This window comes from Myxococcus sp. AM010 (assembly GCF_013372585.1).
GTDB lineage: Bacteria > Myxococcota > Myxococcia > Myxococcales > Myxococcaceae > Myxococcus > Myxococcus vastator.
In genome coordinates this window covers 1-26,227 of the sequence record NZ_JABXEO010000008.1, presented here as the reverse complement: position 1 = coordinate 26,227, position 26,227 = coordinate 1, and the positions used below count along the sequence as shown (strand labels likewise).

Annotated in this window: 26 protein-coding genes; 8 read left to right on the top strand and 18 right to left on the bottom strand. The window is 70.4% G+C overall.

All coding sequences use genetic code 11. The features are described from left to right. Nucleotides 1-191: 191 nt before the first annotated feature. The 3 genes from fusA to HV826_RS06715 form a co-directional block, all read right to left on the bottom strand. Nucleotides 192-2,300 (bottom strand): elongation factor G, encoded by a 2,109-nt coding sequence (fusA, locus tag HV826_RS06725; protein WP_176416174.1) that lies wholly within the window; start codon nt 2,298-2,300, stop codon nt 192-194. A gap of 437 nt (nt 2,301-2,737) precedes the next feature. Further along, nucleotides 2,738-3,928 (bottom strand): cyclic nucleotide-binding domain-containing protein, encoded by a 1,191-nt coding sequence (locus HV826_RS06720; RefSeq protein WP_176416173.1) that lies wholly within the window; start codon nt 3,926-3,928, stop codon nt 2,738-2,740. A 118-nt stretch (nt 3,929-4,046) separates the two neighbouring features. Continuing rightward, nucleotides 4,047-4,523 (bottom strand): FKBP-type peptidyl-prolyl cis-trans isomerase, encoded by a 477-nt coding sequence (locus HV826_RS06715; RefSeq protein ID WP_176416172.1) that lies wholly within the window; start codon nt 4,521-4,523, stop codon nt 4,047-4,049. A gap of 171 nt (nt 4,524-4,694) precedes the next feature. On the opposite strand from HV826_RS06715, the gene HV826_RS06710 reads away from it, so the two are divergent. After that, nucleotides 4,695-5,891: a metallophosphoesterase gene (locus tag HV826_RS06710; protein ID WP_176416171.1), complete on the top strand. Its 1,197-nt coding sequence runs from the start codon at nt 4,695-4,697 to the stop codon at nt 5,889-5,891. A 15-nt stretch (nt 5,892-5,906) separates the two neighbouring features. Here HV826_RS06710 and HV826_RS06705 read toward each other — a convergent pair whose 3' ends face one another. Further along, nucleotides 5,907-6,671: a ZIP family metal transporter gene (locus tag HV826_RS06705; protein WP_176416247.1), complete on the bottom strand. Its 765-nt coding sequence runs from the start codon at nt 6,669-6,671 to the stop codon at nt 5,907-5,909. A gap of 192 nt (nt 6,672-6,863) precedes the next feature. Here HV826_RS06705 and HV826_RS06700 point away from each other — a divergent pair, with 192 nt between their 5' ends. From HV826_RS06700 to HV826_RS06690, 3 genes are read left to right on the top strand one after another with little or no spacing between them, the layout of a single operon-like run. Then, the gene (locus tag HV826_RS06700; RefSeq protein WP_176416170.1) at nt 6,864-7,415 is read left to right on the top strand and encodes an RNA polymerase sigma factor; all 552 of its coding nucleotides are present in this window, start codon (nt 6,864-6,866) and stop codon (nt 7,413-7,415) included. Next, on the top strand, nt 7,412-8,077 hold the full coding sequence (locus HV826_RS06695) for a DUF1109 domain-containing protein (RefSeq protein WP_176416169.1): 666 nt from the start codon (nt 7,412-7,414) through the stop codon (nt 8,075-8,077). Before HV826_RS06700 ends, HV826_RS06695 begins: the two co-directional genes overlap by 4 nt. Continuing rightward, on the top strand, nt 8,074-8,409 hold the full coding sequence (locus HV826_RS06690; protein ID WP_176416168.1) for a Carotenogenesis protein CarS: 336 nt from the start codon (nt 8,074-8,076) through the stop codon (nt 8,407-8,409). The genes HV826_RS06695 and HV826_RS06690 overlap by 4 nt, the downstream gene beginning before the upstream one ends. 16 nt (nt 8,410-8,425) lie before the next feature. Here HV826_RS06690 and HV826_RS06685 read toward each other — a convergent pair whose 3' ends face one another. From HV826_RS06685 to HV826_RS06675, 3 genes are read right to left on the bottom strand one after another with little or no spacing between them, the layout of a single operon-like run. Continuing rightward, complete coding sequence (locus HV826_RS06685; protein ID WP_176416167.1) at nt 8,426-8,938, bottom strand: hypothetical protein; 513 nt, start codon at nt 8,936-8,938, stop codon at nt 8,426-8,428. 50 nt (nt 8,939-8,988) lie between these two features. After that, entirely contained in the window at nt 8,989-10,239 is a 1,251-nt protein-coding gene (locus HV826_RS06680) for a hypothetical protein (RefSeq protein ID WP_255217071.1), read from the bottom strand. Between the two features lie 60 nt (nt 10,240-10,299). After that, the gene (locus HV826_RS06675; protein ID WP_176416166.1) at nt 10,300-11,445 is read right to left on the bottom strand and encodes an AI-2E family transporter; all 1,146 of its coding nucleotides are present in this window, start codon (nt 11,443-11,445) and stop codon (nt 10,300-10,302) included. A gap of 104 nt (nt 11,446-11,549) precedes the next feature. Here HV826_RS06675 and HV826_RS06670 point away from each other — a divergent pair, with 104 nt between their 5' ends. Continuing rightward, complete coding sequence (locus tag HV826_RS06670; RefSeq protein WP_176416165.1) at nt 11,550-12,023, top strand: hypothetical protein; 474 nt, start codon at nt 11,550-11,552, stop codon at nt 12,021-12,023. A gap of 31 nt (nt 12,024-12,054) precedes the next feature. Here the strand turns inward: HV826_RS06670 and HV826_RS06665 are convergent, their stop codons facing one another. From HV826_RS06665 to HV826_RS06635, 7 genes are all read right to left on the bottom strand, one after another. Beyond that, nucleotides 12,055-12,174 carry a hypothetical protein gene (locus tag HV826_RS06665; protein ID WP_002636551.1) on the bottom strand — a complete coding sequence of 40 codons (120 nt, stop codon included), beginning with the start codon at nt 12,172-12,174 and terminating at the stop codon, nt 12,055-12,057. 42 nt (nt 12,175-12,216) lie between these two features. Beyond that, nucleotides 12,217-13,569, bottom strand: a complete 1,353-nt coding sequence (locus HV826_RS06660) for a P1 family peptidase (protein ID WP_176416164.1) — start codon at nt 13,567-13,569, stop codon at nt 12,217-12,219. 100 nt (nt 13,570-13,669) lie between these two features. After that, entirely contained in the window at nt 13,670-15,859 is a 2,190-nt protein-coding gene (locus HV826_RS06655) for an ATP-grasp domain-containing protein (RefSeq protein WP_176416163.1), read from the bottom strand. Beyond that, on the bottom strand, nt 15,844-16,488 hold the full coding sequence (locus tag HV826_RS06650) for an RDD family protein (RefSeq protein WP_176416162.1): 645 nt from the start codon (nt 16,486-16,488) through the stop codon (nt 15,844-15,846). The genes HV826_RS06655 and HV826_RS06650 overlap by 16 nt, the downstream gene beginning before the upstream one ends. Further along, nucleotides 16,485-16,874 (bottom strand): hypothetical protein, encoded by a 390-nt coding sequence (locus tag HV826_RS06645; protein WP_255217070.1) that lies wholly within the window; start codon nt 16,872-16,874, stop codon nt 16,485-16,487. Before HV826_RS06645 ends, HV826_RS06650 begins: the two co-directional genes overlap by 4 nt. 192 nt (nt 16,875-17,066) lie before the next feature. After that, nucleotides 17,067-18,035 (bottom strand): porphobilinogen synthase, encoded by a 969-nt coding sequence (hemB, locus tag HV826_RS06640; RefSeq protein WP_176416161.1) that lies wholly within the window; start codon nt 18,033-18,035, stop codon nt 17,067-17,069. 62 nt (nt 18,036-18,097) lie between these two features. Beyond that, the gene (locus tag HV826_RS06635; RefSeq protein ID WP_255217069.1) at nt 18,098-18,307 is read right to left on the bottom strand and encodes a hypothetical protein; all 210 of its coding nucleotides are present in this window, start codon (nt 18,305-18,307) and stop codon (nt 18,098-18,100) included. Between the two features lie 299 nt (nt 18,308-18,606). Between HV826_RS06635 and HV826_RS06630 the strand changes: the two genes are divergently transcribed. Genes HV826_RS06630 through HV826_RS06620 form a run of 3 tightly spaced genes read left to right on the top strand, consistent with a single transcriptional unit; the run spans nt 18,607 to nt 21,441 of the window. Next, nucleotides 18,607-19,494 carry an ABC transporter ATP-binding protein gene (locus tag HV826_RS06630; RefSeq protein WP_176416159.1) on the top strand — a complete coding sequence of 296 codons (888 nt, stop codon included), beginning with the start codon at nt 18,607-18,609 and terminating at the stop codon, nt 19,492-19,494. Beyond that, on the top strand, nt 19,491-20,327 hold the full coding sequence (locus tag HV826_RS06625; RefSeq protein ID WP_176416158.1) for an ABC transporter permease subunit: 837 nt from the start codon (nt 19,491-19,493) through the stop codon (nt 20,325-20,327). The genes HV826_RS06630 and HV826_RS06625 overlap by 4 nt, the downstream gene beginning before the upstream one ends. A 1-nt stretch (nt 20,328) precedes the next feature. Further along, the gene (locus HV826_RS06620; RefSeq protein WP_176416157.1) at nt 20,329-21,441 is read left to right on the top strand and encodes a hypothetical protein; all 1,113 of its coding nucleotides are present in this window, start codon (nt 20,329-20,331) and stop codon (nt 21,439-21,441) included. A gap of 51 nt (nt 21,442-21,492) precedes the next feature. Here HV826_RS06620 and HV826_RS06615 read toward each other — a convergent pair whose 3' ends face one another. The 4 genes from HV826_RS06615 to HV826_RS06600 form a co-directional block, all read right to left on the bottom strand. Beyond that, nucleotides 21,493-23,910 carry a hypothetical protein gene (locus tag HV826_RS06615; RefSeq protein ID WP_176416156.1) on the bottom strand — a complete coding sequence of 806 codons (2,418 nt, stop codon included), beginning with the start codon at nt 23,908-23,910 and terminating at the stop codon, nt 21,493-21,495. Between the two features lie 3 nt (nt 23,911-23,913). Continuing rightward, entirely contained in the window at nt 23,914-24,939 is a 1,026-nt protein-coding gene (locus tag HV826_RS06610) for a peptidoglycan-binding protein (protein ID WP_176416155.1), read from the bottom strand. Beyond that, nucleotides 24,939-25,355, bottom strand: coding sequence for a hypothetical protein (locus HV826_RS06605; protein WP_176416154.1), 417 nt, complete (start codon nt 25,353-25,355; stop codon nt 24,939-24,941). Before HV826_RS06605 ends, HV826_RS06610 begins: the two co-directional genes overlap by 1 nt. A gap of 260 nt (nt 25,356-25,615) precedes the next feature. Further along, the coding region (locus HV826_RS06600) for a hypothetical protein (protein WP_176416153.1) at nt 25,616-26,227 on the bottom strand (612 nt) is incomplete at its 5' end.

Sequence of the window (26,227 nt, the reverse complement as noted above, 5' to 3'; positions counted from 1 at the left end):
ATGGAAACAGGGGGTCTCCCCTACCCATTCCGGAGAATCGCGGGGGACCCTGCACTTTCCCGCCCCGGAAGTCCCGTGAAATCAACAGCTTGCTTGCCGGTTTTGCGTCCACAGAGCCTTCCAAGTCGAAAGACCCGGAATGCCCTGCCGGCCCCGGGAGCCATTCCTGGCTCCCGGGGCCGCCCTTCACCTCAGGCCCGGGCCTCCGCCGCCGAAGGGGCCTGGTGGGCCTCCGGCACCGGTTCGTACGCGCCCAGACGCATGCTGGCCTGGGCCCGGCCCTGGGTGCGGCCCCGCAGCCCGGTGACGTAGCCGAAGAGGCTGGCCATGGGCACCCGCGCGGTGACGAGCCGCGCCCCGCCGCGCGCCTCCATGCCCAGCACCCGCCCCCGCCGCGCCGCCAGGTCTCCCAACACCTCGCCGAGGTACTCCTCGGGCGTGGTGACCTCCACCTCCATCACCGGCTCCAGCTGCTGCACGCCCGCCCTGTGCACCGCCGCCTGGAGCGCCAGGGAGCCGGCCACTGCGAAGGCCTGGGGCGTGGAGTCACGCACGTGCGTGTCGCCATCCACCAGCCGCACCTCCACGTCCACCAGCGGCACGCCGTCCCGCACGCCTCGGGCCATGGCCCCGGCCACGCCCTTCTCGATGGCGGGCACCAGCTCCTTGGGAATGGTGCCCCCGCGCGTGTCGTCCGTGAAGACGAGCCCCGCGCCACGCGGTGCCGGCCCCACGTCCAGCACCACATACGCGTACTGTCCGGGCCCGCCCGACTGGCGGACGTGGCGGTACTCCTGACGCACCGGGCGCCGGAGCGTGTCGCGCCAGGCCACCTTGGGCTGGCCCACGCGGGCCTCCACGCCATGCTCTGTCCTCAAGCGGTCCACCACCACCTCCAGGTGCAGCTCACCCATGCCGGACAGCAGCACCTGGCCGCTCTCCGGGTCCACGCCCACTCGCAGCGACGGGTCCTCCGCCGCCAACCGGTGAAGGCCGTCCTCCAACTTCGTCAGCTCCGCGGGCGAGCGCGCCTCCACGGCGAGTTGCACCACGGGCTCCATGACGCCCAGCGACTCCAGCACCACGGGCGCCGCCAGGTCGCACAACGTGTCGCCCGTGCGCACGCCCTTCAGGCCGAGCGCCGCGCAGAGGTCTCCCGCATGGACCTCCGCCACTTCTTCGCGGCGGTTGGCGTGCATGAACATCAAGCGCCCCACCCGCTCACGCCGCCCGGTGGCGGGGTTGAGCAGGACGGTGCCCGCGCGCAACGTGCCCGAATAGACGCGGAGGAACACGATGCCGCCCACGGCCTTGTCGCTCATGAGCTTGAAGGCCAGGGCGCAGGGCGGCCCCGAATCGGACACGGGCCGGGACACACGCTCCTCCGTGCCCGGGACAAAGCCCTCCACTGCGGGCAGGTCCGACGGCGCGGGCAGGTAGTTGACGATGGCGTCCAGCAACATCTGCACTCCCTTCTTCTTGAAGGCCGACCCGCACAGCACCGGCACCAGCGCCCGCGCGAGGGTGCCCGCGCGCAGCGCGCGCTCCAGGTCATCGGCGGTGATGTCCTCCAACCGCCCGTCCACGAACTTCTCCAGCACGGCGGCGTCCGCGTCCGCGCACGCCTCGATGAGCCGCAGCCGCTGCGCCTCCACCTGCGCGCGCACCGCCTCCGGCACGCCCTGCTCGCCGACGAAGCCCCCGTCTTCCCCGTCGAACGTCACGGCCCGCATGTGGACCAGGTCCACCAGCCCGCGGAACTCCGAGCCCTCGCCCACGGGCCACTGCACGGCCACCGGACGCGCGCCCAGCCGCGCCTGGATGGACGCGACGCTCATGGCGAAGTCCGCGCCCACCTTGTCCATCTTGTTGATGAAGGCGATGCGCGGGACGTTGTACCGGTCCGCCTGCCGCCACACCGCCTCGGACTGGGGCTCCACGCCCTGGCTCGCGTCGAAGACGGCGACCGCGCCGTCCAGCACGCGCAGCGAGCGCTCCACCTCGATGGTGAAGTCCACGTGCCCCGGGGTGTCCAGGATGTTGATGCGGTGGGGCACACCCGCGCCCATCCCCTGCCGGGGCTGCCAGAACGCGGTGGTGGCCGCGGAGGTGATGGTGATGCCGCGCTGCTTCTCCTGCGGCAGCCAGTCCAGCTCCGTGGAGCCGTCGTGCACCTCTCCCACGGCGTGGATGCGCCCGGTGAAGTAGAGGACGCGCTCGGTGAGCGTCGTCTTCCCCGCGTCGATGTGCGCCATGATGCCGATGTTGCGATACCGCTCGATGCGTGTGTGGCGAGACATGAAGGACTCCCGTTCCCGTCGGGCAGCGAGGCCCGCGGGTTGAGTTGAGGCGCTGGTTGAAAGGAAGGGACGACGCCGCGGAGGCCTCAGCGGCACACACGCGCGGCTCGCCGGAGGGGCACGTCAGGCCCGCTCAGGGACACGTGAGGACACACGAGGACGCGGCATGAGAGAGAGGGCGGAGCCGGGACTCACGGCACACGGGAACCAGCCAACCCGCGCGCCGGAGGACACCGGTCCGCCAACTCAAATGTCGAGCAGAACCTCGTGACGGGGGGCGAGGCACACGTCCGCCGCCGGCGCGAACGTGCGCGCACTCAGCAGGGCGTTGAAGAAGACGGGCCTCATGGTGCGTTTGAAGTAATGCACAGACGCCGTGTTGTCAATCCGGGCGCGAGTGTGAACACGCGAGCCCGGAATGACAGACATGCGCGCCGTCAGGTGCTGAGCGCCCGCACGCGCGCCGCGAGGTTGTGCGTGAAGAGGCGGAAGATGCGCAGCGCCGCCGCGTCATGCGTGTCCAGGTAGTGCTGGAAACCCGCGCGGGTGATGCGCAGCGCGCGGACCGCCGTGCGCGCGCGGACCTGCGCGGACACCGGGGCATCCTGCACCAGGGAGATTTCCCCCAGGTACGCGCCAGGCCCCAGCGTGTTGAGCTGGCGCGCCTCCGGCTCCGGCCCGCTGAACACGTCCACCGCGCCCTCCAGGAGCACGAAGAGGCCGCTGCCCGGCGAGCCCTTCTCCAGCAGCACCGCGCCGGCCGGGATGAGCACCTGCCGCGCCACGCGGTACAGGTCCTTCATGTCGTCGAGCGACAGCTCCCCGAAGATGGGGATGGCCTTCAGGTAGTGGTAGCCATTGGACTCCGGCGCCGCCGAGTTCGAGGGCAGGCGCGCGATGACGGCCTTCGCCTCCGCGTCCATGCCCAGGCGGTGCAGCAGCCGGGCCTTCTCCGCGGCCAGCGCCGGGTCTCCCCGGGCGGTCTCCGAGCCGCGCATCGTGTCAGCCAGGAGCGCCAGCGCGCGCCGCGTGAAGCCTTCGCCATCCAGCAGCTTGCACATGCGCAGCACGGACTCCAGGTGACGCGGGTCACCCGAGGGCACGCTCGCGAGCGCCTCCACCTCCGCGTGCGGCTGGCCCAGGTCGCGGTAGATTTGCGCCGCCTCATACGGGCGGCCCAGGCGCACCAGGCAGTGCGCCATGGCCTCGCGCGCGCCCAGGCCGCGGTAGGCCTCCAATGCGCGCTCCATGGCCCCGCCCCGCTCGAAGGCGGCGGCGGCGCGCTCCACCTCACCGGCGCGCAGGTACGCCTCCGCCGCGTCCACGTAGCGCCCGCCCTGGACGTACAGCTCCGCCACCAGGGCCGCCGCGCCGCAGCCATCCAGCAGGCGCGCGGCGCCCGAGAAGTCGCGGGCCTGGCGCAGGACCTCCGCCAGCCGCTGGCGCTCCGCCACCGCGGCCTGCGCGGCCTCCTTCTGGAGCCGCTCGCGCTGGGAGCTCCCCAGCTCCTCGTAGAGCTGCGCCGCCACCTCGGACGACGGCTGCATGAGCAGCACGTGGAACGCGCCCTCCCCCGGGACCGCTGCTCGGGGGCCTTCCAAATTCATCTCCGCCTCGGACCGCGACATCACGCGCCTCCCCCATTCCGGGTCACCACGCACCTCCGGGCCGGTCCACGCCGGCCCGGACTTCCCGGAAGACTCGGAAATTCTATAGCACGTCGGCGAGCGGAGTTCCTCGCCTCCGTCAGCGGACGGAGACGAGTTCGGTGTCGAAGATGAGGACCGTGTACGGCGGAATCCGGCCGCCCGAGCCGGTGGCGCCGTAGCCCAGGGACGACGGGATGATGAGGCGGCGGCGGCCCCCCACGCGCATGCCGACGATGCCTTCATCCCAACCGGCGATGACCTGCCCCACGCCCAGGGTGAAGCCAAGGGCGGGCCCATTTCCGGTGGCGTCGAAGCTCCGGCCGTCCGGCAGGTAGCCCGTGTAGCGCACCTGCACGCGCTTGCCCGACTCGGCCAGCGCGCCATCCTCCACGAGGAACGTGTCGTGGATGTAGAGCCCGCTCTCCAGGCGGGTCATCGCGGCCAGGTCCACGTTGAGAGACTCCGCGTACGTCACCTTGGTCGGGTCTCCCGAGTCGGGGTTGACGCTCTCGTCGTCGCCACAGCCGAGCAGCGAGACAGCCAGGAGCATGGGAGCCAGCAGGGAGCGGAGCATGACGACCTCGAAGGAGTGCGCGGACCGGGAATCGGCCTCGCGGGACGGCGCAGCCTGCCCCGGCCCGGCGGCGTGGGAAAGGGGCCTGGGGTGCGCCCGCGCCACCTTCGTGCCTGCCCCCCCCGGAATCCTGGAGCGCGGCGGGGAGGTGTCCGTTATGCAGGGTTCCCGATGCCACGCTGGGTCAGCCTGCTCCTCTTCTTCGTTCCCGTGCTCGCCGTGCTCTCGGTGGGCCATGTCTATCTCTACCGCCGGCTCGTCCGTGACGTGACGAAGCGCAAGTGGCTGCGGCGCACCGCCCAGGGGCTGTTCGCCGTGGGCTTCGTGGGCGCCCTGGGCGCGCGGGCCATTGGCTCCGTGCTGCCCTCCGAGGGTGCTCGGCGCCTGGGCATCGTCTTCCTCCTGTGGATTGGCCTGGTCCTCTACCTGCTCATGTTCACCCTGGCGGTGGACACGGTGCGGGCCCTGGCCGCGTGGCGTGAGCGCCGCAAGGCCCGCGCGCAGACGGCAGTCCCCTCCGCGCCCGCCTCGCCGGAGCGCCGGGCCTTGCTGGGGCAAGGGCTCGCGGTGAGCGCGGGACTCGCGGGCGTGGCGGTGAGCTCCTACGGCGGCTGGCGCGCGTACCATCCACCCGATGTGCGCGACCTCCCCGTGCGGCTGCCCCACCTGCCGCGCGAGCTGGAGGGCCTGACGCTGGTGCAGCTCACCGACATCCACATCGGCGGGGTGATTCAGCGCCGCTTCATGGATGAGCTGGTGGCCCGCACCAACGCCCTCAAGCCGGACGTCATCGCCATCACCGGGGACCTGGTGGACGGCTCCGTGGAGTCGCTCGGCGTCTTCGCCGCCAGCCTGGGGAAGCTGAGCGCGCGGTACGGCACATACTTCGTCACCGGCAACCACGACTACTACTCGGGCGCCGATTCGTGGGTCGCCTTCCTGGAGGGGCTGGGCATCCACGTGCTGCGCAACCGCTCCGTGTCCATTGGCGACGGCGCGGCGTCCTTCCAACTGGCGGGCGTGGACGACTGGAGCGCGCACCGCATGGGCGAGCGCGGCTATGACCTGGACGCGGCGCTGCGCGACGTGCGCCCCGACCGGGCCTCCGTGCTGCTGGCGCACCAGCCATCCAACTTCGACGAGGTGGCCCGGCGCGGCGTGGGGCTCCAGATTTCAGGGCACACGCACGGCGGACAGATGTTCCCGGCCAACCTGATGGGCGACCTCATCTGGGGAGACCGCAACGCGGGCCTGAGCCGCACGGGGGACTCGCTCATCTACGTCAGCCGGGGCTGCGGCTTCGTGGGCCCGCCCATGCGCGTGGGCGCGCCCCCGGAGATTGCCCGCCTGGTGCTGCTGCCCGCGTAGCCCCACCGGGCGCCGTCAGCCCAGCGACATGTCCAGCACCAGCGCGAGCACGAAGCCCCACATGAGGCCGGTGGTGGCCTCGCGCTCGAAGCCGCCACGGTGGCTCTCCGGAATCATCTCGTGGCTGATGACGTAGAGCATCGCGCCGCCCGCGAAGGCCAGTCCCCACGGCAGCAGCGCGGAGCTGAGGGACAAGGCCAGGAGGCCGAACAGCGCCCCCACCGGCTCCACCAGGCCGGTGAGCAGCGCCAGGAACGCGGCGCGCGACGCGGACGCGCCCGTGGCTCGCAGCGCCAGCGCCACCACCAGGCCTTCGGGAATGTTCTGCGCGCCGATGCCCAGCGCCACCGACAGGCCCAGCTCCGGCTGCGGCGCGGCGAAGGACACGCCCACCGCCAGGCCCTCCGGGAAGTTGTGCAGCGTCATGGCCAGCACGAACAGCAGCACGCTGTTCCACTTCGCGCCGCCATGGCCCTCATGGCCCTTGAGGGAATGTTCGTGCGGCATCAGGTCGTGCCACACGCGCAGGAACAGTCCACCCAGCAACACCCCCGCCGCCACGCGCAGCGCCGCCGAGTGCCCGTCATGGCCCTGCCCTCTCACCAGCTCCATCGCGGGGATGACCAGTGAGAAGGACGTGGCCGCCAGCATCACGCCCGCGCTGAAGCCCAGCATCCGGTCCTGGGCCTTCCGGCTGAGCTCCGAGGTGACGAGCACGGGCAGTGCGCCCAGTCCCGTCGCCGTGCCCGCCAGCAGGCTTGCCACCAACCCCGCCCCCATGCCTTCGATGCTCCAATGGTCCACGCGTCCGAGGTGCCTCCGCGCCCAACACTAACGGCCTCGCCCTCCGGGGCAGGACGGGATGTTGACGACGCACACAACCCCGCGACTTTTCAACGATTTCCCCGCTGGACCTTGAGAATCGCGACCGCCAGAAACACTTTCGCGAGTGGCCCGTAGAGGAGCCGGGTGATGCGGAGCCAAACGGACGAAGAGCTCATGGAACGGTTTCGCGACGGAGCACAGGACGCCTTCGAGGACCTCTTCGAGCGGCACGCGCCGCGGGTCCAAGGCTTCCTGGCCCGGATGGTGCGCAATGGCGCGCTCGCGGAGGACCTGCTCCAGGCCACCTTCTTGTCCGTCATCCGCTCGCGAGGCCGCTACGAGCCCGGCACCCGCTTCACGCCGTGGCTGATGACCATCGCCGCGAACGCCGCGCGCGACGCGCTGAGGCACCAACGGCACGTGGACGCCTACGCCTCCCGGAAGGACACCGCGACGCCCGCGTCCCCGGCGCCGGATGACAGCGACCCGGCGCTGCGCAGGCACCTGCTGGACGCATTGCAACGACTCCATCCGGACCACCGTGAAGCCGTGGTGCTCAGCAAGGTGGAGGGCTGGTCCTTCGAGGAGATTGGCGCGCTGCGGGGCATCAGCCCTGGCGCCGCGCGGCTGCGGGCGCACCGGGGCTACGAGAAGCTGCGAGAGCTGCTGGGCGAGCTGGCGTTGGAGGTGGCGCGATGAAGCCACCGATGGACCTGGACCCGCTGCTCGCCCAGGCGCCCGCGAAGGACAACGCCGCGCTGGAGCGCGTGCTCGCCGCGGCCCGGGGCGAGCTTGCGCTTCGTCGTCCGGTGCGGCGCTGGCGCACGCAGGCCGTCTGGCTGATGGCGGCGTCCGCGGGGCTGGGCCTGCTGGCGGCCGTGGTGATGCTCGCGGTGGGCGCGGTCACCGGCCCGCTGCTCCTGGCGCGCGCGCCGCTGCTGGCCATGTTGGTGGGAACCAGCGCGGTGTGCGCCTGGGGCGCGCTGTCCCCCAAGGGCCGCTGGATGCGCCGGCTGGGCGTGGGGCTGGCGGTGGTCAGCGCGGCGGCCTTGGTGCTCGCCCGGCCCACGCCGCCTGCCCCCTCATCACTCCCGGGCTGGGTCTGCACCGTCAGTCACCTGGCCATCGACATGGTGCCGCTGGTGGTCGCGCTGTTCGCGCTGCGTGGCGCCTTCTTCCAGCCGCTGCGCGCCGTGGTGGCGGGCTTGTCCGTGGGTGCGACGGGCGCGCTGCTCGGCGAGCTCGCCTGCGAGAAGGACGCGCGGCACGTCCTCACCCACCACCTGCTCGCATGGGTCGTCATCACCGCCGTGCTGGTGGTCATCTCGAAGTCGCTCAAGCCCCGCTCCTACGCGCCATGACCCAGGACCCCTCACTCATCATCTGTCAGGACGTGGACGGCGCCCCGGTGCGCATTGGCGCGACGGTGAAGGTCGTGCCGCACTCCGGGGACGGCACCATCAGCCAGCGCTTCCTGGGCAAGACGGGCATCGTCGTGGGGCTGGTGTTCGACGACCCGGCCACGCAGTACCCCGATGACCCGCTCATCCAGGTGCGCGTCAAGGGGATGGGCGAGGACCTCTTCTTCCCGGAGGAGCTGGAGCTGGCCCCGCAGTGGGCTCGCAACCGGATTGCCCAGCACCGCCAGGCCGTGCGGGCCGGCGGCCGGAGCTCGCTGGAGCGCATGTCCTGACGGGGAGGAGTCCGCGTCAGCGCGTCCCCGACCGCGCGCGCGCGAACGCCACCGCCTGGGTCAGCGCCTTGGAGCTGGGAAAGAGGCTCCGCGCCCGCTCCTCCACCTCCAGCGCCGCGTCCAGCTGTCCCTGCGCGCCCAGCGCGTGAATCCACCCCGCCCACGCCTCCTCCAGCAAGGCCATCGCCGCGCTGGCCGCGGAGGAGAAGGCCCGCTCCGCCTCGTCGGGCGCCTGTCGCACCGAGGCCAGGAAGTGTCCCAGCGCCAGCAGGGGCTCCGGGGCTCCCGCGGAGACGTCCGACGCGGAGCGGAGCACCTGCTCGGCCTCGGTCGCCGCGGCCTCCGGGTCCGCCGCCTCGTGCCTTCCGGCCAGCAACGCGCGGCTCAACGACAGGAGGTTGGGGACGAACGCGGGGCAGCCGTGCGCCAGCGCGCGGTACGCGTCGAGCCGGTGCCCTCCCTCCAGCGGCTCCGCGTTCGCCAGCTTCCACTTCCTGCGCAGCTCCTGGGGGGACACGTGCTCGGACATGTCCGCACCCTACGCCTCCGCCGCGCCGGAGTGGGAGCCGGCAACGCGCGTCAGTAGGACGCGGTGATGCCCCAGTGCAGACTGGAGTACGTCTCCGCCGCCACGCCGCCCTCATCCCAGCCTCGCTTCGTGCCGGCCCCGGAGAACGTGTCCTGGAAGCGGGACCGGCGGAAGCGGACCGAGTAGCCGAAGGGCCCCCAGAGGTCGCCCCCGACGCCCAGCTCCGCCTCCCAGCCGAAGCTGGACACCGACGTGCCGTAGTCGCTGACCTCCGCGTCCAGCGCCGCGCCGCCGCCCAGACCCTTGCCCGGCTTCGGGCTCAGGAAGAACTGTCCCGCGCCCTCCAGCCGGACCCAGCGCAGCAGCGGCACCGACACCTCCAGCCCCACGGCGGGGAACAGGCGGTGCGACCCGGCGAGCGGGCTGTTGGCGGACTCGTCCACGTCGAAGGCGCGGGTGAGCAGGCCCGCGCGCAGCCCCGCGTAGCCTGGCGGCGCGTTCGACTCCCCCGCGCCGAAGGAGTAGCGGTACAGCGCCTGCGCGGTGAGCACCGAGTCCGTGGCTACCACCTCGCGCGTGGTCGACTGGCCGGCGTCACCCACCAGCGTCACGTTCGTGGAGGAATACCCGCGCCGGTATCCCAGCGACAGGCCCAGGCCCCGCAGCAGCGACTCGCTGTGCGCCAGTGGCAGCAGCTCCAGTTCGGCGGCGATGCCCAGGTACGGCACCGACGACGCATAGCTCACCGTGTCCCCCAGGCGCTCGTTCGCCGGGAGCCGGTCATATTCGCCACAGGACTTCACGCCGGGCCGCGCGCAGGAGTTGCGCCACGTCGTCGTGCCCCCCAGCGTCAGCCTCGCCAGGGGCGGGCGCGCCGGCGCGTCCCCCACCGTGCCGCCCGAGCCCGTGTCCAGCGACACCTCCAGGAAAGGCTCGGTGGTGGTGTGCGACTCCGGGTCCACCTCCATGCCCCACGTCCTGTCGTCCCGCGACGAGACAGCCGTCGTGGCCTCGTCCGGAAACGACTGCGCCTCCAGCCGCGGCCGTGGAGCGACTTGCGCCCGCGGGCGCACGGCCGGGCCGTCGGGCCGCTTCGTGACGGCCTTGGGGGACTCGGGCGCCAACGGCACGGGGGCCCGCGGGGCGGACTCCCACTGGGTGCCCAGCCGCCGCCGCGCGTCACCCTCCACCGTCAGCACCACGACGCGTGGCTTCGCCGCGGCGGCCTGCGGCGAGGCCAGCGCCACCACCAGGGCACACCACAGCCCCCAGCGAACCATCGAGTGTCGGGCGGTCGTCATTCTCCAGGGAGGTTCACCCACCCTCTCGGGGAAGTCCAGGCTCGGCGGTGCTCCCGCCGCTCAGGCGTTGAACGTCGCCGCGGGCCCCATCGCCTGCGCCGCGGGTGGCCTGCGGGAGGACATGGGAGGCGTCGACGTGCTCCCCTCAACAGCGGACAGGTCCTCGGCGCGTCCAATGCCCAGGAAGTCGCGGCGGTAGATGCGGACCATGGCCATGAAGATGGAGGCGATGAGCGGCCCCACCAGCAGGCCCATCATCCCGAACACCGCCAGCCCGCCGAACATGGACAGGAAGACGAGCAGCGGGTGCAGCGCCATGCGCGAGCCACACAGCCGGGGCCGGATGACGTTGTCGATGCTGCCTACCAGGAAGGCGCCCCAGGCCAGGAGGAACACGCCCTCGCCCACCTGGTTGGCGGCGATGAGCACCACGCCAATGGGGCCCCACACCAGGGCCGTGCCGCCCACGGGCACCAGCGCCACCAGCACCATGGCCGCGCCCCACACGCCGGCATGTGGCACCCCCGCGATGAGCAGCCCGACGAAGCCCACGGCGCCCTGGATGAGCGCGGTGAGGGTGTTGCCATAGATGATGGCGTAGGCGACGTCGGTGAACTCGCGCGCGAAGGCCTCGAAGTAGCGCCGGTCCAGCGGGATGAGCCGCATGACCTCGGCCACCAGCCGGCGCCCGTCGAGGAAGAAGTAGTACATGGCCACGGACATCAGGAACAGGTTGATGACCAGGTCCGTGCCCGCCGCCGCCACGTCGCGCAGCAGCGACGCGCCGCCCGTCACCGCGGCCAGGAGCGCCCGCTCCGTCTCCGCGCTGTCCGCGTCCAGCCGGAGGTAGCGCTCCAGGCCCAGCGGCAGGCTGGCGAGGAACGGGTGACGCAGGTGCTGCTGCTCCAGCAGGGCCTGCGCCTGGCCCACCAGTTGGAACACCTCGCGCGCCACCATCCACCCCACCAGCGCCAGCGGCGCCAGGATGAGGACGAACACGGTGACGGTGGACACCCCGGCGCTGAGAGACTTGCGTCCCCCCAGCTTGTGGCACAGGGAGTCCTGCACCGGCATGAACAGCACCACCAGGAAGCCGCCCAGCAACACCGGCATCAGGAACGGCAGCAGAATCCTGGAGAAGAGGATCAGCGCCAGGGCGAAGAGCCCGGCGAATACAAAGTTGGACCACCGCCTCGAGTCAGCCACCGCCCCACCCCACCCTACGAGCCCACCGAACGCCGCCCTTTCCCAACGTAGGAACCAGCCGTCCCACCGGGAAGTCCGGCCTCCGCCTCAAGGAGAATCAAGTCATGACTTCTGGACGTTTCGCCCCCTTCTTCGCCGGGTTGCTCCTGCTCACCACCGGCGCCTGTGGCGGAGGAGCCGCCCCCTGCACGGAGTGCCCCGCGGTCGAAGGCCGCTACCGGCTGCAGTTCAACCCGGACGCGGGCGTGCCCTCGGAGTGCGCGCTCCTGGGGGTGGAGGTTCCCACGGGTGAAGTCCTGGACATCGCCCGCTCGGGCGAAGACCTCGCCAGCCGACTGGCGGGCGTCCCTGTCCGGGGCACCATCACCGCGCAGGGGACCTTCCTGCTGACGGGAACGGGAGCGCCCACGGCGAACCGGACGGACACGCTGACGCTCACCGGCAGCTACATGGCGCCGCTGACGGATGGCGGGACGGCGTCCATCGCCGGCGTCCTCACGGGCAGCTACGTGCGCGCGGCCGACACGGGGGGACAGCGCTGCAACGTCAACACTCCGTTCTCGGCGACCCGGGACTGAGCCACGGGCCGCACGAGCGCGGTCGGGACGACTACTTCTTCTTCGACTCGGCGGCGGCCTTCGCCTCGGCCTTGTTCTTCTTCGCCCGCTTCTTCCAGGCCTGCTTGATCTTCATCTGCACGCGACGGTGCTTGCTCTTGCTGCGGGCCATCTTTGACTCCTGTGCTCCGTACGGAGACGTGAAAAGAGGGGCTTAACTATCAGAACCCGCCGGGCTCCCGGAAGAGGAACCCTCTGGGCCCCCCGGCTCGCCGGGGTCGTCCGGTGCCGGACGGGTGGGAAACGGGATTCCCTCGGCGCTCCGGACCTGGGTCGGCCGGGCGGTGGACGCCTTCACGTCCCCCTCCCGGTCCTCGGTGCCGGGCCGCTCCCTGGCCGCCGGGGCGCTCGACTGCTGGGGGCGCTTCTTCACGGAGGCGAAAATCGGCTTGTAGGCGTCCAGGAAGCGCCGGACCTCGTCCAGGGGGAGCGCCGGGCAGTGGTTTCCGTTGGCCCCCGTCATGGACGTGGCCATGCACATAGCGTTGAGGATGGCCTCCTCGGTGGCCTCCATGACGGCCTCGTAGAGGGGGTCCAGGCGCTGGTCCAGGAGGAGCTTCAGCTTGTAGACCATCTTCTGCGTGCGCCGGGGGATGATGTTCGCCGTGGAGAAGCCGACGACAATCTCCCCCGAGCCGTGCGCCGCGTAGCTGCCCACCCGGCCAATGCCCAGCGCCACGCGCTTGCAGAGGCGGTTGATTTGATGGCTCAGCAGCGGCGCGTCCGTGGCCACCACCGCGATGATGGAGCCGTACGTCTGGCCGCGCTTGGGTGTGTCCTTGAACTTCTCCGCCAGCACCTCGCCCACGGGCAGGCCGCCCACGCGCAGGTTGTGCATCTTCCCGAAGTTGGACATCACCAGCACCCCCAGCGTGTAGCCGCCGAGGACCTCCGGCAGCTTGCGGGAGGACGTGCCGATGCCGCCCTTGAAGTCGCACGTCACCATGCCGGTGCCGCCGCCCACGTTCCCCTCGGCCACGGGGCCGTTGGAGGCGGTGTGGATGGCCTCGAAGACATGCTCCTCGCGCACGTGGCGCCCGGAGATGTCGTTGAGCCAGGAGTCGTCGCACTCCCCCACCACGGGGATGATGACGTCGTGCTCGTCGCCGATGCCGGGGTAGCGGTCCACCAGGTAACGCGCCACGCCGTCCGACACCGCCCCCACCGCCATGGTGTTGGTGAGGAGGATGGGCGTCTCGATGAGGCCCCACTCCATGAGCTGCGTCATGCCGGAGACCTCGCCCGCGCCGTTGAGCACGAAGCCGCCGCCCGTCATGCGCTCCATGAAGATGTTCCCCTGGTTGGGGAGGATGGCGGTGACCCCCGTGCGCACCGGACCGTGCCCGGGGCGCAGCGGGCCCTCGCCCCGTATCAACGTGCTGTGCCCGACGAGCACCCCCTCCACGTCGGTGATGGCGTTGAACTTGCCGGGCTTGAAGCGCCCCAGCGGCAGGCCCAGCTCACGGGCCCGGACGCGCGGACCGGTCTCCTCGGGGATGTGCACCATGGAGGGGGACACTAACCGACCGCTCCCCACCGTCAACCACTCCACCCGGCCCCGCCCGCCGCCTCGGTGGGCGGACTCGGGCCGGGGCGTCACGTGGGACTCAGGCCTTCGCGTCCACGCGCGGCAACGGCTCCGCCGCTGGGGATGCCGGTGCGGGGGCCGTCACGGCTACGGGCGGCGCGGCGGCGGGAGCCCCCTCTTCCAGGGGCACGCTCTTGCGCAGCACCGAAGCGGGGTGCTCGCTGGCGGCGCGGCGCGCCTCGCGCTCCTTGTAGCGGCGGATGGCGGGGGCCATGATTTCGCCGATGAGCCCCCGGTAGTCCATGCCGGCGCCCTGGGCGATGAGCACCAGGTCGCTCCAGCCCGGCGTCAGGCCCGGCAGCGGGTTGCACTCGATGAAGTAGATGCGCCCCTTGTCGTCCATGCGGAAGTCGATGCGCGCGACGTCGCGGCACCCCAGCGCCATGAACGAGCTGCGCGCCGCCGTGCGCAGCCGCTCCAGCAGCGCGGGCTCCAGCTTCGCCGGCGCGTCGTAGCGGATGCGGTCCGTCCAATCGAGCTTGTGCTGGAAGCTGTAGACGGGGTTCTTCTCCTCCCGGTCCAGGAAGACGATCTCCATGGGCGGCAGGACGCGGGGACGCCGCTCGCCCAGCAGGCCCACGGTGAACTCACGGCCGCGGATGTACTCCTCGATGAGCGCCGGCTGCTGGTACTTGCCGGCGATCTCGCGCACCACCTCGCGCAGCTCCGCCTCGCTGTGGCAGACGCTCTTGGTGACGACGCCCTTGGAGCTGCCCTCCGCCACCGGCTTCACGATGAGCGGGAAGCTGGTGAACTCCTTGTTGAGGCGCTCCTTGCCCGTCGCCATGAGCTGGAAGTTGGGCGTGAGGATGCCGGCCTGCCGGACAATCTTCTTCGCCAGGCCCTTGTCCAGGGCGATGGACAGCGTGGCCGGGTCCGAGCCCGTGTACGGGATGTCCAGCAGCTCCAGCAGCGCCGGGACCTGGCTCTCGCGGTTGCGGCCCTTGAAGCCCTCCGCGATGTTGAACACCACGTCCAGCGGCGTGCTCGACAGCACCGAGGGCAGCTCGGCCGTGGCCTCCAGGTCGATGACCTCGTGGCCCCACGACGCAATCGCCTCGCGGATGGCCTGGAGCGTGTTCGGCGAGTCGTACTCCGCCTCGCTGTCCTCCACCGTCTCCGCCGTGGCCGTGGGCTTCACGCGCTTCACGTTGAAGCTGAAGCCCACGCGCAGCGGACCGCTCTTGCGCGCCGGCTTGCCCTGGCGGCGCGACGAGTCCTTGATTTTGTACCGCTTCGCCGCGCTGGTGATGATGGAGTTGATGACCCCATCCAGGTGCAGGCCGTCCAGCTCCGCGGACGCGTAGATGCCCGCGCCCGGCTCCAGGCTGGGGAGCGCGTTGATCTCCAGGAAGTACGGCACGCCGGCGTCGCTGAGGCGCACGTCGATGCGGCCCAAATCACGACAGTCGAGCGCCTGGTACACCTTCTGCGCCATCCGCCGGATGTCCTCCGCCGTGCGAGGCGGAATCTGCGCCGGGGCGCGCACGCTGACCGCGCCCTCCCGCGACGTCTTCAGCGCGTAGTCGTAGATGGCGTACTTGCGGTCCTGCGTGACGGCCGGGTCGATGACGTACTCCACCGGGGTGAGCACGCCGTCGTAGTCATTGTCCACCGACTCCAGGAACGGCACCGCGAGGTCGCGGCCGGAGATGTACTCCTCCACCAGCACGCCGGACGGGTACTTCTCCAGCGCGGCGGCGACCTTGGCGCGGACCTCGTCCAGCGTCTCCGCGATGGAGTCCTGGGTGATGCCCTTGGAGGACCCTTCGAAGTTGGGCTTCACGATGACGGGGAAGCGCAGGTTCTCCGCGGACAGCTCGCTGAGCTTCTCCACGTACTGCCAGCCGGGCGTGCGGATGCCCTGCTTGGACAGCACCAGCTTGGTGAGCTGCTTGTCGAGCGTCAGCGCCAGCGCGTACGCGTCCGAGCCCGTGTACGCGAAGCCCAGCTCGTCGAAGAGGGCCGGATAGAAGGCCTCGCGGAAGCGGCCGCGGCGCCCCTCGGCGGTGTTGAAGATGAGGTCGGGGCTGTAGGCCTCCAGCCGCGCCACGGTGCGCGAGGCCGGGCCGCTCACCTCGAAGCGCTCCAGCCGGTGGCCGATGCGCTCGATGGCCGCCGCGAGCGCGTTGACCGTCTCCTGCGTGTCGAACTCCGCCTCTTCTTCCAAATCAGACAGCCTGAGGTTGTGGGTCAGCGCGATGCGCACGGGTACCCCCTTCGCTTCCTGAACAACGAGCGTCCACGGCGCACCTTCGCCGCGGACATGAGCCTGCCGGAGGCGCGCTCATGCGCGACCGGCGTGCGTGCTGCAACGGTTACGCCCGCGACAACCTTCCCGTCGACCACCTGCGTCTGCGCCCAGGTGTCGCCCAGCCGCCAGCCCAGCGGGTCCCTCAGCACGCGCCACGCCTCCACGCCGCCGATGACGAGCAGCCCCGCCGCCGCGGCCACCGTCCCATGCGGCGCGGGCATCATCCCCAGCAGCACGATGAGCGCCAGCGGCGCGTTGCGCAGGGTGCTGTCGCGGTGCCGCGCCGCCGAGCGCGTGGGCAGGTGCATCACCTTCACGCCGAAGATGCGCTTGCCCACGCTCTGGCCCTGGAGCATCCCGTCCGCCAGCAGCAGGAACAGCAGCGCCACCACCGCGCCCGCCGCCCCCCCCACCACGTACAGGCCCCACGCCACCGACACGTCCACCGCCCGCGCGCCGCCGCGCAGCCAGAGCGAGGCCTTGGGATAGGGGGAATCGGGTTGCGCCTCTCCGGACACCAGCCGCAAGGCGCGGCCACCCTGCCTGCTCGCCGCCATGAACACGCGGCTTCGCGCGGTGCTCACTCCTCCGGCTCCAGCGTGAGGCCTTCCTCGCGCGGCTCGGGCTCGTCCAGCCCCGCCAGGCGCGCCAGCCGTTCGTGGGCGCTCAAAGGAGAAATCATGGGCGCGGCCCACTCGGCGTGCTCGCGCGTGTACTCCGCCGCGAGCGCCGCGGTGGGGCTGCCCGTCTCCGACATCCGCATCAGCCGCCCGCGCGCCGCGTCTTCATCGTGCTCGGCGGGGCCGCCCTGGCGCGTGAAGAGGATGAAGGCCATGGCCGGGCGCTTGGAGGACTCGCGCATCGCGAACTGGATGCCGTCGAGGCTCCAGCCCTTGGCCGTCCACTCATTGAGCGTGCGCTCCAGGGCGCCCTCGTCCACCGTGGACAGCTCGACCACTTTGTACTGCAAGGGTCCTGGGGGGGTGACACGGACCGCGCGACCGGCGCCGGACCGCTGCTTCGCGGTGCGCCGGCGTTGGGGCGGGGGCTTCTGGGACTTTCGTCCAGGCCGCTTGGGGGTTGGCATTGTGCGACGCACATTTGGACGCAACGCGCGCGGCGGATCAAGCGTCAACCCGCCGCGAGTCCGGCCGGCTGTTGCCTACAGGAGCTTCGCCGCTTCCAGGGCGTGGTAGGTGATGATGAGGTCGGAGCCGGCGCGCTTCATGGACGTGAGCGTCTCCAGCATCACCCGCTCGTAGTCAATCCACCCGTTCTGCCCAGCGGCCTTGAGCATCGAGTACTCGCCGGACACGTTGTAGGAGACGACGGGCAGCTCCCAGCGCTCACGCACGGCGCGGATGACGTCCAGGTAGGCCAGCGCGGGCTTGACCATGATGAGGTCCGCGCCCTCCTCCACGTCCAGGGCCACTTCCCGGAGGGCCTCGCGGAAGTTGCCGGGGTCCATCTGGTAGCCCCGGCGGTCACCGGAGGTCGGCGTGTTCTGGGCGGCCTCGCGGAACGGGCCGTAGTAGCCGGACGCGAACTTGGCCGAGTACGCCATGATGGGCAGCTCGCCGAAGCCCGCCTCATCCAGGGCGGCGCGGATGGCGGCCACGCGGCCGTCCATCATGTCCGACGGCGCGATGATGTCCGCGCCCGCCTTCGCGCAGCTCACGGACATCTTCGCCAGCAGCGGCAGCGTGGCGTCATTGACGACGTGGCCGCCCTCCAGCACGCCGCAGTGGCCGTGGTCGGTGAACTCGCAGAGGCAGACGTCGACGATGACCTGGAGGTCCGGCTCGGCCGCCTTGATGGCCTGGATGGCGCGCTGGACGATGCCGTCGTCGGCGTAGGCCTGGGTGCCGCGGGCGTCCTTGTGGTTCGGGATGCCGAACAGGAGGACGGCGGGCACGCCCAGCTTCCGGGCCTGCCGGGCCTCCGCGACGACGTGCTCCAGCGACAGGTTGAAGATGCCCGGCATGGAGACGATGGGACGGCGCACGTCCCGGCCCTCCACGACGAACAGGGGGTAGATGAAGTCGCCCGGGTCGAGGCGCGTCTCGCGCACCATGTCGCGCAGGACGGCGTTGCGGCGCAGGCGGCGGGGTCGGTGGATGGGATAGGCCATGGCGTCGCCGGTATAAACCGGCGGCGCCGCGCCTTCATCGTTTCTGGCCCCTGCTCGCCTGCTCAGCCTGCGACGAGCCTCCAGCTCCGCTGATGGTTGCGCGCCTCCCGGGCGTGGCGCTGGGCGCGGCGCTCGGCGATGTCCGCTTCGTGCAGGGCGCGGGCGTAGCGCACGCGCGCCGCCTCCGTCCCCGTCGCCAGGTCCTGGTCGGCCAGCGCCAGCTCGCGGCGGGCGTCCAGCAGCTGCTGTTCGATGCGGTCCTCGTACGTCATGTCCCGTGCTCCTTGGGGCTGGGGTCCGCCGCCGGACAATGCATGGGCCGGACCGTGGAGCTCCAAGGAACATGGAAGCCGCCAAGTCCCCGGAACAACGAGGTACCGCGGCGCGGCAGGCACAGCAGGCGTGCGAAGCGGCTTTCCCACGGGCGCGAACGGAGCGCCGCAGGGGGCCGCCAGGAGACCGCTCCGCCCGCCCGGGCGACCGCCCGGCAACCTGACGCAATCGGTGGACGGCCCGGTCGTCTACATTCCCGACCGTGACAAGCCAGGCACCCGCCATCGAAGTGAGGGGATTGAGGAAGACGTACCACCGGGCCTTCCGGAAGGGAGGCACCGAGGCCCTCCGGGGCATGGACCTGACGGTGCCGGAGGGCAGCGCCTTCGGCCTCATCGGCCCCAACGGTGCGGGCAAGACGACCTTCATCAAGAGCATCCTGGGCATCGTCCAGCCCACGGAGGGCGCCATCCGCGTCCTGGGCGGCTCCCCCGAGGACCCGCGCATCCGCGCCCGCATCGGCTACCTGCCCGAGCGCCTGCACCTGCCCGGCACCTGGACGGCGCCCGCCTTCCTGGCGACGGTGACGCAGCTGAAGGGGCTCCCGGTGGACCCCGCGGTGAACCTGCGCCTCCTGGAGCGCGTGGGCCTGTCGGACGCGGTGGGCCGGCGCATTGGCGGGTACTCCAAGGGCATGCGTCAGCGGCTGGGCCTGGCCGCGGCGCTGGTGGGCACCCCTTCCCTGCTGGTGCTGGACGAGCCCACGGACGGAATCGACCCCATGGGGCGGATGGAGGTGCGGCGCATCCTCCAGGACGAGGTGCGGCGTGGGACGACGCTGTTCCTCAACTCGCACCTGCTGGCGGAGACCGAGCGGGTCTGTGATCGCGTCGCCATCCTCGCGGGAGGCCGCGTGGTGCGCGAGGGCCGGCTGGAGGACCTGGCGCGGGGCGGCGTGCGGTGGCTGGTGCGCTTCGCCCCCGGGGCGAGCACCGAGGCCCTGGTGGCGGCGGGGTTCATCCGAGGCGCCGCGGAGGGACAGTACGTCGTCGAGGCAGAGGACCCGGCGGCGCTCAACGGCGCATTGGACCGGGCACGGGCGACTGGGGCATTGATGGTGGAGCTGCGGCGTGACGGAACGGACCTGGAGTCGGTGCTGATGGGAACAGTGGAGGCCGCGGCGTGAAGCCCGTCCTGGGAATCGCGGGCTACGTGCTCCGTGAGGCGATGTCGCGCAAGTTCATCCTGGCCTTCATGGTGGGCATCACCCTGGTGCTAGCCGTGGTGGCGCTGAGCTTGCGCATCGAGGTGGTGGATGGGGCGCTCGCGGCGTCCCGGCTGTTCGGCGAGGAGCTCCGCTCGAGCATCCGCTCCGTCGACGTGGCCCTGCGGCCCGTGTACCAGGCCGCGGCGTTCCTGGTGTTCTACGGCGGCATCCTGTTCGGCATCGTCGCGTGCTCGGACTTCGCGCCGTCGCTGATGTCACCGGGGCGCATCGAGCACCTGCTGGCGCTGCCGATTCAGCGCTGGCACCTACTGGCGGGGACGTTCCTGGGGGTGATGGTGCTGGCGCTGGGCGGGACGCTGTATGGGACGACGGGGCTGGTGCTCATCTTCGGCGTGAAGGCGGGGTACTGGACGGCGGGTCCGCTCATCGCCGGGCTGCTGGCGTGCGTGGGCTTCGCGGCGGTGTACGCGGTGATGCTGACAGCGGCGACGCTGGTGCGCAGCGCGGCGCTGTGCGCGGCCGCTGGCTTCGTCTTCCTGGTGGGAGGCATCATCGCGGGCTACCGGCAGCAGCTGACGCCCTTCTTCGAGGAAGGCTTCGGACGGGAGGCCTTCCGGGCGGTGACGCTGGTGTTGCCGCGGCTGTCCGCGCTGGCCATGGCCGCGGGCGACATCGCCGCGTCCACGCCGCTGGAGGTGCATTCGCTGGGCATGTTGTTGCTCGGCGTGCTGGTGTTTGGATTCGGGGCCCTGGCGGTGGGGTTCTGGCGCTTCGAGGGAAAGGACTACTGACATGGACAACCGTGGACGCCGCCGGGTGTGGCTCGTCGTGGCGGCGATGCTGTTCGTGGTGGCCGCGGTGTTGATGTTCACCGGGCAGGGTGAAGCGCCCGCCATGGAGACGCCGAAGGTGGAGTTTCCCCGGCGGATGCGGGCCCCCGAGCGGGAGCGCGCGGAGCGGCGCCGGACGCAGGTCTTGCCCGTGCAGGTGGACGCGGGCACGCAGGAGCGCGCGCGGCCCAGGGACCCCCTGCTGGCCGCCCTGCCCCGCGGAGAGGGCAAGACGGCGGTGGTCATCGAGGCGAACGCCCTGCGGCACTCGCCCATTGGTGAGCTGCTGCTGGACTGCCTGATGCGGGATGGAGGGAAGCGGCTGGAGGAGCTGCGCAACCTCAGCGGCGTGGACCCGCTCCAGGACCTGGACCGCCTGGTCATCACCGATGAAGGGATGATGCTGTCGGGCAACTTCGGCAACGCGAAGTTCAAGGAGCTGCTGGGCGAGCGCGTGTCCATGGACTACGGCGAAGGCGCCCGGGTGTACGAGCCGGGCGACATGACGGTGACGCGGCCGGATGGGAGCACGGCGCGACGCCGAAGCGAAGCCGCGGTGGCGACGTGGAACAACGAGCTGCTGGTGATTGGCAAGTCGCCGGACGAGGTGAAGGCGGTGGTGGACCGGGTGGAGGGACGCGGCCCGGACGAGCCGCCCGCCATCTCCGAGGGCAGCACCTACGGGGAGATGTACGGCGTGCTGTCCGTGGACCAGCTCGCGCGGCTGTTGCCCAAGGAGCAGGCGGAGCTGGCGGAGCGCATCCGCCAGGTGGCGCAGAACGTGGAGCTCCACGTGGACGCGAGCGGCGACGTGGCGATGGTCGCCGAGGTCCGCGGCGCGAATGGCGACGAAGTCACCGACCTGGGCAAGACGCTGGGCGCCGCGCTGAGCATGGCGCGCATCAAGGCGCAGGCGGAGGGTGAGAAGGATTTGGCGCAGCTGCTCGACTTCGCGCGCGTCCAGCCGGATGGGACGTCGTTCAAGCTGGAGATGGCGGTGCCGCTCGACGTCATCCAGAAGCGGCTGGCGTTCTGCAAGGAGGAGCGGAGCGCGGCGGAGGCGGCCGAGCGGTAGGCCGCGAGTCATTGCTCCCGCGTTGCCCACGACGCTGCCGTCAAGGCCGCGCTACGTCGCCGGCCGGGGATTGAGCATCGTCCACTGGACACGCGTCCCCGGAGGATGGAACCGCAGGAACCTGTCCAACGTGTGCGGCCGCGTATCTGGCCGCCACGACGTCCAGAGAATCTGGTCCTGGAAGGGCTCACACTTCAGGACGAAGTACCCGTCCTGGTGCCGATCCACCTGACCCACGCAGGTCGCCACGCGCGTCTCTCCCTCATAGGAAGGCAGATACTGGTCCACGGCCTCTGACGTTGCGCCGAAGTCGATCATCTCGTCGAAGTGGAACACCGCCTCCACGGAGGGCCGGGTGACCGAGCGCATCAAGGCGAGCGTCCGCGCCCTTCCCTCGCGGTCCACATTGGGATTCGTCAGGGCTCGCGCCTGCGCCTGCAACGCCCGGGTATGCGATGACAGCGGGGCCACCAGGAGGTCGCAGACGATGGGCAGGTGGTCGCTCACGTACTTCCGGTAGATGTAGAACGCCTGGTGCTTCGTGGAGAGCGTTCCGAGCTTTCCCTTCTGGGGGTCGTCGTCCGGGAGGTCGAACTCCGAAAGGTTCGCCTCAATCCAGGAGATGACATCCAGCACCGCGGCTGAGGCCACGCTCGACTTCAGCGCGCTCCCCTTGAGGAAACAGTTGTCATAGGCGCTGCTGGTGAAGGCGGCGGTGTCTGGCGCCTTCTCTCTCCACTTCGCGGCCCCATGGATGCTCGCCAGCGAGGTCGCGATGCCATCCGGGATGAGCGGCTCGAAGCCACGCGTGCTGAAGTCCTCGTACAGGGCATTGGCGATCTTCTGCTGCCCGCTGGGCTTTGGGACGCCGGGAGCCCAGTCCAGGTTGAAGTCACCGATGACCATCACGTCCTCTTCGTCTTCGAGCTTCTTCGTCGACCCGGTGCCGGCGTTCATCAGCTCGCGCATCGCTGCGGCGCGGAGCTCCACCCCCGCGTTGGTGGACGGGCCGAACGGGCCATGAAAGGCCACGAGGTACATCATGTGGCTGGTGCCGCGATACGGCAGCCACAGCTCCACCGGGAGGAGATAGGGACAGCGCCCGTAGAAGCCGATGCTGTTGTCCTGATAGCCAAGGAGCATGCCGGCCTTGAAGACCGGCATGCCGTGCGACGTGTCCTCCTCGCCTGGCGCACGCATCACCAGCCGCGCCGCGGCGGACTTCACCGACACGAGCTTGTCTTTCATCCAGACCCCCATCGAGCTGGAGCTCTGGGTGCCTGTCCCCTGCCGAAGGAGGATGGAGTAGCTCTCCTGACAGGTGCACATGTAGAACGTGAGCGCATCCACGGTCTGTCGCAGGTTCTGGAGCGGAGTGGTGTACGCCCCAAAGTCCTCACAGCTCCCACAAGAGCCAGACCCCAGGGACTCGCCACACGCGCATCGCTTCAGACGAAGCACGAAGCGCCAGTTGTCCTGCGGCGGACACGTGGAGATGTCCGTGCTCCAGTCGAGCTCCTGCTCACTCCAGTCGTCCTGGACGTAGACGAGCTTGTAATAGCTCCGCACCGGGAGGAAGGCGTCGTCGCGCAGCTGCTCCATCCACGCCTGCGCGGGTGCGCCCTTCAAGTCGACACACAGGCCCTTGAGCAGCTTGGGGTGATAGCCGTAGTCCCCCAGGAACTTCTTCAGGCTCGCGTTCTTCCGAGCGCGCTCCGCGGCAGCGTAATATCGAGAGTCCGCCTTCAGGTTCTTGGCCTTCTTCTTTGTGAGCCGCGTGAGGGCCGCCGACTCCTTCTTGGTGAGCTTCTTCGTCTTCTTCTTCTTCCCGAGGCTCTCGATGCGGTTCAAATCCCGGACGTCCCGCTGCAGCTTCACCATGGCGGGCTCATAGATGCAGAGCTTCTTGGGTGGCAGCCAGCGCTTCCCCGTCATCTCGCTGACGTTCTGCTGGTAGGTCAGCGGCTCGCCGCCGTCGAGCAGGTCGAACTGCGCGCCGCCGTCATCCTCGTCGATGGCGTCATCGTCCTCATCGTCGACCGGGACAACGCCGTCGTCATCATCCTCATCGACATCGCCGTCGTCATCCAGGTCCTCCTCGTCAACGGCCTGCTTCCACCCCTTGGCGCCAACATGACCCGTCTCAATGGCGTTCATGTTGATGTAGGAGTCCGACCGGCTCTCCAGCAAGATGCAGACGTCGGCGCTCACCGCCTCGAGCACCTTGTTGATGACCTTGTTGACGAAGGGGTTCCCCAGGCTCCTCCCAGCCTCGAAGGTCTGCACGTTCCAGCTCACCACCGTGAACACCGCGGGCGGCAGGGGGAGGTTGATGACCGTCGTATGGCCTTCCGGGTCCGAGAGGGCCACGCTCCGTCCTTCCACCACGGAGAGCGCTTCCTGGTGGAGCTCGAGCTGCGCCTGTCTCCGCTTCTCCAGAACCTCTGCAACAGTCAACGGGCCCGCCATGAATCACCCTTGGTCGTGGAGTGCGAAGAGCGCCCCGCGGACGTCGTCATCGACGACGTCCGAGTGAGGCAGGGAGACCGCGGACCGGAAGCGATGCAGCACGCCCTTGGCCACGTCGTCGAACGTGCCATCGGAGGACGCACACGGGAACCCCAGGTTGCGCAGCCGCTGCTGGACGCCCCGGTCGTCCGACAGCGGCAACAAGGCGTCCACGGGGAGTTCGAGGCGCGTCGCTCCCCCGTCGAGGACCAACGTCACGCGGGTCGTCTGTGCGGGAACCACCGTGTCGATGTACCCATTCTGTGTGGTCCCTTGCTGAGAGGGAGCGTCTGGCACCTCCAGCAGATAGGGAACGCCGTCCTGCGGCTCGAACCCGACCGCCAGCCGCAACCGCAGCCGGGACACGCCGCCATTGAAACGCAGCACGTAAAGGCATCCCGTGGAGACCTGGAGGGTCGCGGGCTCCCTGGGAGGGATGTAGAGCGTGTCTTGAGCAGCGAGCTGGTTCCGCCACCGCCGCCGGGCTCGCAGTGTCCCATTCTGGGGGGCGTCCCAGAGGGTCTCGGGGAGGTGGCCCCAGCCAAAGGCAATCTTGTCCACCCCTTCGCCAGGCTGCACGACGTGCAGCGCCTCCGGGTAGGCCAAGGGCGCGAGCACACTCCACCCCGCGGGCTGGCTGCTCCGCGCCCACATGGATGAAAGAGACTCGACCACCGGAACGTCCAACGTCCGCCGGTCCAGCCCCCACAAGGTCAGCGGGTAACTGGAGTCCTCCAGCCCCTCGAAGCGCACCGCCCCGTAGGCATTCGTCTCCAGCCGGTACACGGCCTGCCCCCACGCCAGCTCGAGCACCTGGCCAGGAAGTACCCGCCCCTGGAGGTCGATGACCAAGACCTCGATGGCCATCTTGTCCACGGGCCGGCACGGCACCGTGGAGCCAGACACCGGCGTGCTGCCGAAGGTGCTCCGCGACTGCGTGTTCGCCGTGTCCAACTGGAAGGGTGAAACGCCCAGGGGTGTTGAGAACATCAGCGCCGCTCCGCGTCCGTGGCCGACTCGAACCGCTGCCGGGCCTCACGCTGTTGGAGCTCAAGCGCAAGGCGCCGCTGGAGCTCCTGAACCCCCAACTGGAGCCGGTGCGAGGCGGAGGGGATGGATGTGTCACGGAGCAAGGCGCCCAGCCACGCGCTCTCGGGTTCGGACGCGAAGTCCCAGCCGAGCACCGCGCAGAGGTTGACGTAGACGCTCACGTCGCCCCGGGTCTCCAGTCCCACTGAGACGGCCTCTTCAACCGCCTCGCGGAGGGACGAGCGCAGCGATTCGCGGGGCTGCATGGCCACGAAGGCCGGGAAGTGACGCTGGAGGTGACCTTCCAAGCCGGTCAGGAACTGGTCCTGCCGGTGGACGTCCAGCGCCCGAAGCTGTTCGGCGCGGAGAGTCAGCATGTGTCCAGGACCGGGGAGCGAGTCGTCGAATAAAGCGGAGGCGCAACGAGCTCATCGGCATAGCAACCCGCGAGCCACCGGCTCCGCCTCTGGACATGGGTGGCATTGGAGACCGGGTGGCCTGGGGCCGCGTGCGAGCGGGACGCACGAGCGTCCTCCCATGACGCGAGCGGCGTCCGTCCGGCCGGGCGGGAGGTCGCTTCCGCGTTGCCCACGACGCCCCTTGGCGCTTTCGCCAGGGGGCGTCGATGATCCAGGAGTCAGGGCTGGAGCGACGCGCCCGCATCTTCCTGTTCGCGACGGCGCAGATTGGCCGCTGCATTCGCCGCCTTGAAGAGCGTGGCGACGATGACGGCGCGGATGACAAGGGGGAAGACGGGCAGGCGCCCTCCTTGCGTGACGGAGTCCGCCAGTACGAAGAGCGCGTCGGCGATGTACAGGAGGCCGGCGAGCATGGGCGCCGCCCGGGTGCCCCGGTAGGTGAAGAAGCCAAGCACCGCGACCACCAGCCCAAAGAGGAGGGAGCCCAACCCCATCCCCGCGGCCTCCAGGACGTCACTCCGCGCCACCATGGCGACGACACCGAGCAAGGTGTTCAGGCCCGCCAGGAAATAGAGCAGGTGCGCCGCGCGCTTGACCTGCTGCGCCGGGTCCGTGTCCGACCCCGGAACGACCTCCCCGTTGCGCACCACCGCCAGGCCCGTGCGAAACGCGCCACTCTGGAGCAGGACGTTCAGCGTGCTTCCGTCAGGGAGGTTGAAGAACACCCCCCGCTTGAGCTCGGCCGCCCCGCCGTCCAACGTTCTCACGACCTTTCCATCCAGGGTGACGGTGAACCGCTTCCACCCCCAGCCCCACGACAACTCCAAGCG

What these genes read in the sequence shown, in the direction of transcription:
- fusA (WP_176416174.1), bottom strand. Translation starts at nt 2,300, where the DNA reads ATGTCTCGCCACACACGCATCGAGCGGTATCGCAACATCGGCATCATG.
- HV826_RS06720 (WP_176416173.1), bottom strand. Translation starts at nt 3,928, where the DNA reads ATGTCGCGGTCCGAGGCGGAGATGAATTTGGAAGGCCCCCGAGCAGCG.
- HV826_RS06715 (WP_176416172.1), bottom strand. Translation starts at nt 4,523, where the DNA reads ATGCTCCGCTCCCTGCTGGCTCCCATGCTCCTGGCTGTCTCGCTGCTC.
- HV826_RS06710 (WP_176416171.1), top strand. Translation starts at nt 4,695, where the DNA reads ATGCCACGCTGGGTCAGCCTGCTCCTCTTCTTCGTTCCCGTGCTCGCC.
- HV826_RS06705 (WP_176416247.1), bottom strand. Translation starts at nt 6,671, where the DNA reads ATGGGGGCGGGGTTGGTGGCAAGCCTGCTGGCGGGCACGGCGACGGGA.
- HV826_RS06700 (WP_176416170.1), top strand. Translation starts at nt 6,864, where the DNA reads ATGCGGAGCCAAACGGACGAAGAGCTCATGGAACGGTTTCGCGACGGA.
- HV826_RS06695 (WP_176416169.1), top strand. Translation starts at nt 7,412, where the DNA reads ATGAAGCCACCGATGGACCTGGACCCGCTGCTCGCCCAGGCGCCCGCG.
- HV826_RS06690 (WP_176416168.1), top strand. Translation starts at nt 8,074, where the DNA reads ATGACCCAGGACCCCTCACTCATCATCTGTCAGGACGTGGACGGCGCC.
- HV826_RS06685 (WP_176416167.1), bottom strand. Translation starts at nt 8,938, where the DNA reads ATGTCCGAGCACGTGTCCCCCCAGGAGCTGCGCAGGAAGTGGAAGCTG.
- HV826_RS06680 (WP_255217071.1), bottom strand. Translation starts at nt 10,239, where the DNA reads ATGACGACCGCCCGACACTCGATGGTTCGCTGGGGGCTGTGGTGTGCC.
- HV826_RS06670 (WP_176416165.1), top strand. Translation starts at nt 11,550, where the DNA reads ATGACTTCTGGACGTTTCGCCCCCTTCTTCGCCGGGTTGCTCCTGCTC.
- HV826_RS06665 (WP_002636551.1), bottom strand. Translation starts at nt 12,174, where the DNA reads ATGGCCCGCAGCAAGAGCAAGCACCGTCGCGTGCAGATGAAGATCAAG.
- HV826_RS06660 (WP_176416164.1), bottom strand. Translation starts at nt 13,569, where the DNA reads ATGGTGCACATCCCCGAGGAGACCGGTCCGCGCGTCCGGGCCCGTGAG.
- hemB (WP_176416161.1), bottom strand. Translation starts at nt 18,035, where the DNA reads ATGGCCTATCCCATCCACCGACCCCGCCGCCTGCGCCGCAACGCCGTC.
- HV826_RS06635 (WP_255217069.1), bottom strand. Translation starts at nt 18,307, where the DNA reads ATGACGTACGAGGACCGCATCGAACAGCAGCTGCTGGACGCCCGCCGC.
- HV826_RS06620 (WP_176416157.1), top strand. Translation starts at nt 20,329, where the DNA reads ATGGACAACCGTGGACGCCGCCGGGTGTGGCTCGTCGTGGCGGCGATG.
- HV826_RS06615 (WP_176416156.1), bottom strand. Translation starts at nt 23,910, where the DNA reads ATGGCGGGCCCGTTGACTGTTGCAGAGGTTCTGGAGAAGCGGAGACAG.
- HV826_RS06610 (WP_176416155.1), bottom strand. Translation starts at nt 24,939, where the DNA reads ATGTTCTCAACACCCCTGGGCGTTTCACCCTTCCAGTTGGACACGGCG.
- HV826_RS06605 (WP_176416154.1), bottom strand. Translation starts at nt 25,355, where the DNA reads ATGCTGACTCTCCGCGCCGAACAGCTTCGGGCGCTGGACGTCCACCGG.